The organism is Curtobacterium sp. ME12, from assembly GCF_903970855.1.
Lineage (GTDB): Bacteria > Actinomycetota > Actinomycetes > Actinomycetales > Microbacteriaceae > Curtobacterium > Curtobacterium poinsettiae_A.
Genome location: NZ_CAJCKD010000068.1, coordinates 1 through 4,760 on the forward strand (window position 1 = coordinate 1; position 4,760 = coordinate 4,760).

General features: G+C 70.3%; 3 protein-coding genes and 1 pseudogene. All 4 read left to right on the forward strand.

Features of this window, described 5'->3' with window-relative positions:
* On the forward strand, nucleotides 1-1,002 hold a 1,002-nt coding region (locus tag H7A73_RS17825), incomplete at its 5' end, for an alpha-L-rhamnosidase C-terminal domain-containing protein (protein WP_310648872.1).
* Nucleotides 1,003-1,170: 168 nt separating this feature from the next.
* Nucleotides 1,171-2,343, forward strand: coding sequence for an L-rhamnose isomerase (gene rhaI, locus H7A73_RS17830; protein WP_182067223.1), 1,173 nt, complete (start codon nucleotides 1,171-1,173; stop codon nucleotides 2,341-2,343).
* 4 nt (nucleotides 2,344-2,347) lie between these two features.
* Nucleotides 2,348-4,432: a bifunctional aldolase/short-chain dehydrogenase gene (locus H7A73_RS17835; protein ID WP_182067224.1), complete on the forward strand. Its 2,085-nt coding sequence runs from the start codon at nucleotides 2,348-2,350 to the stop codon at nucleotides 4,430-4,432.
* Nucleotides 4,433-4,484: 52 nt separating this feature from the next.
* Nucleotides 4,485-4,760, forward strand: a pseudogene (locus tag H7A73_RS17840) (rhamnulokinase); the annotation flags it as partial.

Here is a 4,760-nt window from a genome sequence, read left to right on the forward strand (position 1 = left end):
GGCGTCTGGGTGCCGTGGACCCTGTACCAGGCGTACGGCGACACCGCGGTGCTCGAGGAGCAGTTCGACTCGATGGCCGCACACCTGCGCCGGGTCCGTGACCACCTGTCCCCGGAGGACCTGTGGGACACCGTGTTCCAGTTCGGCGACTGGCTCGACCCGGACGCCCCGCCCGAGGCCCCTGCCGACGCGAAGGCCGACAAGGGCGTCGTCGCGACGATCTGCGCCTACCGGTCCGCGACGATCGCGGCGGACGCGGCGGAGCTGTTGGGCGGTCACGAGGCGGAAGCGGCCGAGTTCCGGGAACTCGCCACGCGCCTCCAGGCCGGGTTCCGCACCCACTACCTGCAGGACGACGGGCGGATCCTGTCGGACGCGACCACGGTGTACACGCTGGCGGTCGTGTTCGGGATCCTGTCCGAGCGGGAGCAGGCCGTGGCGGGCGACCGTCTCGCCGAGCTGGTCGAGGCGTCCGGGTACCGGATCTCGACGGGCTTCGCGGGAACGCCCTTCATCACCGACGCGCTGACGCAGACGGGCCACCTGGAGGACGCCTACCGGCTGCTGCTGCAGACGGAGTGCCCGTCGTGGCTGTACCCGGTGACGATGGGCGCGACGACGGTGTGGGAGCGCTGGGACTCGATGCTGCCGGACGGCACGATCAACCCGGGCGAGATGACCTCGTTCAACCACTACGCGCTCGGTGCCGTGGCGGACTGGATGCACCGGGTGGTGGGTGGGCTCTCGGCCCTCGAACCCGGGTACGCCGCCGTGCTCATCGCACCGCAGCCGGGCGGTGGGCTGACGTGGGCGGAGACCTCGCTCGACACCGTGCACGGGCACGTCGCCGTGCGGTGGGAGCTCGTCGACGGGGAGTTGCGGGTCCGAGCGACCGTGCCCGAGGGCGTGACCGCGGTGGTGCGCTTGCCGGGTACGGCGGAGCAGCGGCTCGACGCCGGCACGCACGACCTGCGTGCGCCTGCTGCCGTCCCCGCCGCGTAGGGCCCTGGTCCGCAAGACACCGGTGTTCGCGCGTCGAACCCCCGAACGCTCGTGTTCAACGCGTGAACACCGGTGTTTTGCGGCACCACCCCACCCACCACGGTTGCGGCAGACCGCTGCGAGCCGTACTGTATGAAACGATTCAATCGCACACGAGGAAGTGACACGATGACATCGACACCGAGCTTCGCCGGCATCGCCGACCAACTGGCACGACAGCAGATCGAGCTGCCCAGCTGGGCCTTCGGCAACTCCGGCACCCGCTTCAAGGTGTTCAGCACGCCGGGCACCCCGCGCGACCCCTACGAGAAGATCGCCGACGCCGCCCAGGTGCACGAGTACACCGGACTGGCCCCGACCGTGGCACTCCACATCCCGTGGGACCTCGTCGACGACTTCGCCGACCTCAAGCGCCACGCCGAAGAGCACGGGGTGTCGCTCGGCACCGTCAACTCGAACACGTTCCAGGACGACGACTACAAGTTCGGCGCCCTGACCCACGTCGACGAGACGATCCGGCAGAAGGCGATCGACCACCACCTGCGCTGCATCGACGTGATGGACGCCACCGGCAGCCGCGACCTGAAGATCTGGCTCGCCGAGGGCTCGAACTACCCGGGGCAGGAGGACATGCGCTCCCGTCAGGACCGCCTGCACGAGTCGCTCAGCACGATCTACGACCGCCTCGGCGCCGACCAGCGGCTGGTGCTCGAGTACAAGTTCTTCGAGCCGTCGTTCTACCACACGGACGTCCCCGACTGGGGGACGAGCTACGTGCAGACGGCGGTACTCGGGCCGAAGGCGATGGTCTGCCTCGACACCGGCCACCACGCCCCCGGCACGAACATCGAGTTCATCGTGATGCAGCTGCTGCGCCTCGGCAAGCTCGGCTCCTTCGACTTCAACTCGCGCTTCTACGCCGACGACGACCTGATCGTCGGGGCAGCGGACCCGTTCCAACTGTTCCGGATCCTGGTCGAGGTCATCCGCGGTGGCGGGTACGACAACCCCGACGTCGCGTTCATGCTCGACCAGTGCCACAACGTCGAGGACAAGATCCCCGGTCAGATCCGCTCGGTGCTCAACGTGCAGGAGATGACGGCCCGCGCGCTGCTCCTGGACCGCGTCGCACTGACCGCGGCGCAAGAGGCGCACGACGTCCTCGGCGCGAACGAGGTCTTCATGGACGCGTACCAGACCGACGTCCGGAAGGACCTGGCCGAGTGGCGCGAGTCCCGCGGGCTGCCGGCGAACCCGATGCGCGCGTACCTGGAGTCGGGCTACCAGCAGTCCATCGCCGAGGACCGCGTCGGCGGCGTCCAGGCCGGCTGGGGCGCGTAGGACCATGACGAACACAGTGGAGGCACGGGTGGACCCCGACGCGCACGGCACCGACGCAGACATCACGATCAGTGCCCTCATCGCACGTTCCAACGCGCTCGGCTCGGATCCGCGGATCACGAACTACGCGGGCGGGAACACGTCCGCCAAGGGCACCGACACCGACCCCGTCACGGGCGAACCGGTCGACCTGCTCTGGGTGAAGGGCTCCGGGGGTGACCTCGGCACCCTGACCCCGGCGGGCCTCGCGGTCCTGCGCGTCGACCGCGTCCGCGCCCTGCGACAGGTCTACCCGGGCGTCGAGCGCGAGGACGAGATGGTCGCCGCGTTCGACCACTGCCTGTTCGGTCGTGGCGGTGCCGCGCCGAGCATCGACACCGCGATGCACGCACTCGTCGACGCCGCGCACGTCGACCACCTGCACCCCGACGCCGGCATCGCGATCGCCACGGCGGCGGACGGCCCGGCCCTGACCGAGCGGATCTTCGGCGACCGCGTCGTCTGGGTGCCGTGGCGCCGCCCCGGGTTCCAGCTCGGCCTCGACATCGCTGGCGTCAAGCGTGACCACCCGCAGGCGATCGGCACGATCCTGGGCGGCCACGGCATCACCGCGTGGGGGGAGACGAGCGACGAGGCGCAAGGCAACTCCCGCTGGATCATCGACACCGCCGAGCGGTACCTCGCGGAGCACAGCAAGGCGGAGCCGTTCGGTGGCCGCCGAGCGGGGTTCGGAGCACTGCCGACCGACGAACGTCGCGTCCGCGCCGCCGCCCTCGCCCCGACGATCCGCGGCATCGCCGGGCACGACAAGCCGGTCGTCGGGCACTTCACCGACAGCGCCGTCGTGCTCGAGTTCCTGGCGAGCGAGCGCGCCGAAGCACTCGCGGCCCTCGGCACCAGCTGCCCGGACCACTTCCTGCGCACCAAGGTCGAGCCGCTCATCCTCGACCTGCCCGCAACGGCCTCCGTCGAGGAGCAGACCGCGCGCCTGCACGAACTGCACGAGCAGTACCGCGCGGACTACCAGGCCTACTACGACCGGCACGCGACGCCGGACTCCCCCGCGATCCGCGGCGCCGACCCGCTCATCGTGCTGGTGCCCGGCGTCGGGATGTTCTCGTACGGCAAGGACGCGCAGACCGCCCGGGTCGCGGGAGAGTTCTACGTCAACGCGATCAACGTCATGCGCGGCGCAGAGTCGGTCAGCACCTACGCCCCCATCGACGAGGCCGAGAAGTTCCGCATCGAGTACTGGGCCCTCGAAGAGGCGAAGCTGCAGCGGATGCCCGCGCCCAAGAAGCTCGCGACGCGCATCGCCCTGGTCACCGGCGCCGCGAGCGGCATCGGCAAGGCGATCGCGAAGCGCCTGGCAGCCGAGGGTGCCGCCGTCGTCATCGCCGACCTCGACCTCGGGAAGGCCACCGCTGCGGCGGCCGAGATCGGCGGCCTCGACCAGGCCATCGGCGTCGCCGCGAACGTGACGGACGCCGCCGCGATCGACCAGGCGATCCAGCAGACCCTGCTGCACTTCGGCGGCCTCGACCTCGTCGTCAACAACGCGGGGCTGTCGCTGTCCAAGAGCCTGCTCGAGACCACCGAGCAGGACTGGGACCTGCAGCACGACGTGATGGCGAAGGGGTCGTTCCTGGTGTCGAAGGCCGCCGCGAAGGTGCTCATCGAGCAGAGCCTGGGCGGCGACATCGTCTACATCTCGTCGAAGAACTCGGTGTTCGCCGGGCCGAACAACATCGCGTACTCCGCCACGAAGGCCGACCAGGCCCACCAGGTGCGGTTGCTCGCGGCCGAGCTCGGTGAGCACGGCGTCCGCGTCAACGGCATCAACCCCGACGGCGTCGTGCGCGGCTCCGGCATCTTCGCGAGCGGCTGGGGTGCCAACCGCGCCAAGACGTACGGCATCGAGGAGCAGGACCTCGGCGAGTTCTACGCGCAGCGCACGATCCTGAAGCGCGAGGTCGTGCCGGAGAACGTCGCGAACGCCGTCTACGCCATCTGCACCGACGACTTCTCGCACACCACCGGCCTGCACGTGCCCGTCGACGCCGGCGTCGCCGCGGCCTTCCTGCGGTAGCGACGACCGACGACCAACGAGCGACGACCAACGAACCGAGCAGGAGCACGGCATGCACACCAGCGGCAGCGTCGCCGCGGTCGACCTCGGGGCCACCAGCGGCCGGGTGATCGTCGGCCACGTCGACCCCGACCGGGTCTGGATGGACCAGGTCGCCCGGTTCCCGAACGGCCCCGTCACCCTGCACGAGGGCGACGTCGACACCGGCCGCGACGCCCTGCACTGGGACGTCGTCGAGCTGTACCGACAGGTGACCGAGGGGCTCCGGCGTGCGTTCGCCGAGCACCCCGCGATCGCCAGCATCGGCATCGACTCGTGGGCGGTCGAC